Source organism: Viridibacillus sp. NPDC096237 (assembly GCF_050278625.1).
GTDB lineage: Bacteria > Bacillota > Bacilli > Bacillales_A > Planococcaceae > Viridibacillus.
Genome location: NZ_JBNNTI010000113.1, coordinates 1 through 1,092, shown reverse-complemented (window position 1 = coordinate 1,092; position 1,092 = coordinate 1). Strand labels below are relative to the sequence as shown.

Annotated in this window: 1 protein-coding gene and 1 pseudogene; one reads left to right on the top strand and one right to left on the bottom strand. The window is 35.8% G+C overall.

Translation table 11 applies throughout. The features are described 5' to 3' along the window. Window positions 1-482, bottom strand: a pseudogene (locus ACQKMD_RS22010) (hypothetical protein); the annotation flags it as partial. A 260-nt stretch (window positions 483-742) separates the two neighbouring features. On the opposite strand from ACQKMD_RS22010, the gene ACQKMD_RS22005 reads away from it, so the two are divergent. Then, on the top strand, window positions 743-1,092 hold a 350-nt coding region (locus tag ACQKMD_RS22005), incomplete at its 3' end, for an IS110 family transposase (RefSeq protein WP_427754707.1).

The following is a 1,092-nucleotide window of genomic DNA, read 5'->3' as shown; positions in this document are numbered from 1 at the left end:
ACTTGTATTACTATTGGTTCAATATCTTTTAACATTTGCTCGTATGGTCTACTATTGCCATTATTTTCACCCTGAAGTTGTACATCAGCCTGTGTTTTTGCAATGACATTAATTACTTGTTGTTTAGAAACGTTTTTAGAAGCTGCAATCTCCACCACAGATTTTCCTGTTGCCAATTCTTGTTTTAATTCTTGTGCGTTTATTTTTAATAAAGACAATAAAATTTCATCGTTCAAATAAAAGTCTGCAGTATAATCAGGTTTACCATTTGTAGAAAATAAACCTTCGACTTTAATATTTGGAGGTGTAGGTTTACCTTCTAATACTGTTTGAATTTCTTCAGGAGTTGGTGCTTTAATAGAATTCACAGTTTCTACCGACTCATTTCTCTCTTTTTGAGCAGCATAGGTACTGCCAGCTCCTACTAATAATACTGTTGAAATTCCAAGTGCAGTGAATAATTTTGTCTTAGGATTTAACATTTTAAAACCTCTTTTCATTGTTTTATTGGGTGTTACAAGTACTAATATAAACGCAGCATGTAAAGATGAAGTGAAGATGAGATAAAGTTGAAATCAAACTATATTCTTCCACTAGTTGGTGCTTCTTTTTTGTTATGCAGCTAAAGGGGCAGCATTCCTGTTTGAAGGATGTTAAGGGTCTTGAAAGAAAAAGAGCCCTCTAGTATGATGCATGAGTGTCAACGACCATTGACCCATCATCAAACAAGGAGGACTCCCTTATGCATTCTAAATGGAATGATAAAATTAATCAAGTTACTGAAAATACACTCGTTGTCGGTATGGACATTGCCAAGCGTGTTCATTACGCCTGCTTTATCGATGAACGAGGGCGTGTGATTGAAAAAGCTTTTGCGGTACATCAGTCGAAAGAAGGCTTTGAAAGTTTGTATGATAACATTTGTCAAACGATGAAGGTAACTAACAAAACAGAGGTGATTGTCGGTATTGAGCCTACAGGTCACTACTGGATGAACTTAGCGTATTTCCTAGATCAATATGGAATTCCACTCGTCATGGTGAATCCAATGCACGTAAAACGTTCGAAGGAATTGGATGATAATTTACCGAC